The sequence below is a fragment of the Gilliamella sp. B3892 genome (assembly GCF_026536305.1).
Lineage (GTDB): Bacteria > Pseudomonadota > Gammaproteobacteria > Enterobacterales > Orbaceae > Gilliamella.
In genome coordinates this window covers 1-1649 of sequence record NZ_JAFNOK010000030.1, presented here as the reverse complement: position 1 = coordinate 1649, position 1649 = coordinate 1, and the positions used below count along the sequence as shown (strand labels likewise).

Here is a 1649-nt window from a genome sequence, read left to right as displayed (position 1 = left end):
AGCAATAGCTAGATAATGAACCGAGTAAAGTGACAAAAAATAAATAAACAACAACTGTCCAATTGACGTTGTCAGGATCTTTTATTGGCATGTTTAAATCTTCTTTTTAATTATGGGAGGTAGCGTACTAGCTAATAATTAAATGCTCGTGTGTGTCTAGCATTGCTACCGATTCTTGAAAAGAACTCAGTATGATACCTGTTCAGGATTACAGAGGCTGAAGGCTCTGTTATGGTGGGTCTAGCTGGACTCGAACCAATTACCTGTCAATTATGAGTTGACAGCTCATACCGTATGAGCTTTAGCCCCTTAAAATTTGGTGCAGGGTGTGAGATTCCAACTCACGAAGGGACGAGCCCTTGCGGTTTAACAAACCGGTGCATTAAATCAGTTCTGCCAACCCTACCTTTTTTGTAAAAAATACAATCAGCGTAAAGAACCATTTTCTAGCTTTTCATCATTAATGATTCGGTCTAATTTTTTCGTTTTTTATTTAATAATGGTTTAATAAAAAACGCTACAATTGGTTTTAGAACATAAAATAAAAAAGCCAATGTAAAAAGCGAAAAAAAAGCAAGAGAGAGAAGATTAATTGTAAGTTTTTCGTTAGATAAGAAAAAAAAATTTTATATCGAAATTAGAAATCAGCGACTTAATGAATGATTCTTCCATTATTATTCTCCGAGTGTATAAGTAATAACAGAATAATATGGAAATAAAAAAACACCCATTTAGCGCGCTTGTATTTTATGCACTCTGAATTGCATTATAAGCATATAATACGTTTAAACGTTTAAACAGTCAAGTGTTTTATTTTCTAAACCGCACAATCTCCAGTGAAATCTTTCCATAATTTTAATTTTTCTAGACATAAAAAAGCCCGCCTAAGCGGGTTTTAACAAAAGAGTTTAATATTTAATTAAATTTATTATTCTTTTTTTATGAAAGAAATTTGTACAATACCTACATTATTTATTCTATTTTCAGCTTTAATTACAGATAGAGTAATTTTTAATTCGGTATCAATATTATCCGTGTAAATTTTTTCTGCAATTATGCAGGGCCTATCTCCTTCACATGTAGGGTTAACCCAAAAATTATCGTGAGGCTCAATGCTTTTGTTAACAGAACTTGAATAATATAATTTATCAAATTTACTAATATATGAGTTATATAATGATATTGCCTTTTCACCAGTTGGATCATAACTCTCATCACTAATAACTGTTGGCGGAGCATAAAAATTACTATTTTGAGTATAATTTATTAATCCGTTATTTTGTTTAAATATAGCTAATTCGAAATTCAGTTCAGGAAAAGATTCAGATTTAATTAAATAATATTGATTATTATGATCCTTACTTTCCCCTTTGTAAAAAATATTAACCCCCATATGCTTTACATCATCAACACTCATTCCCCATTTAAGTTGGTTTGGTAGTTCAATTTTAGTTTCTTTTTTATTACAACTAATACTTAGAAAACAAAACAGAATTATAAATAATTTTTTCGGCATACCATCTCCATAATTTTTCATTAATGGTATGAGATTTCATCTACTAAATCAACTATGCCACTTTTGGAAACAATTCAATAATATGACCTCGTATAAAGCACTCTGCCGCCAATAATATTTTTGTGATTTCAGA

Annotated in this window: 1 protein-coding gene and 2 tRNA genes; all 3 read right to left on the bottom strand. The window is 30.3% G+C overall.

Features of this window, described 5'->3' with window-relative positions; genetic code table 11:
* Nucleotides 1–232: 232 nt before the first annotated feature.
* Nucleotides 233–309 (bottom strand) — tRNA-Ile (locus J3U74_RS12325).
* Between the two features lie 8 nt (nucleotides 310–317).
* A tRNA-Asn gene (locus J3U74_RS12320) sits at nucleotides 318–406 on the bottom strand.
* Between the two features lie 522 nt (nucleotides 407–928).
* Nucleotides 929–1516, bottom strand: a complete 588-nt coding sequence (locus tag J3U74_RS12315) for a hypothetical protein (RefSeq protein WP_267328895.1) — start codon at nucleotides 1514–1516, stop codon at nucleotides 929–931.
* Between the last annotated feature and the right edge of the window lie 133 nt (nucleotides 1517–1649).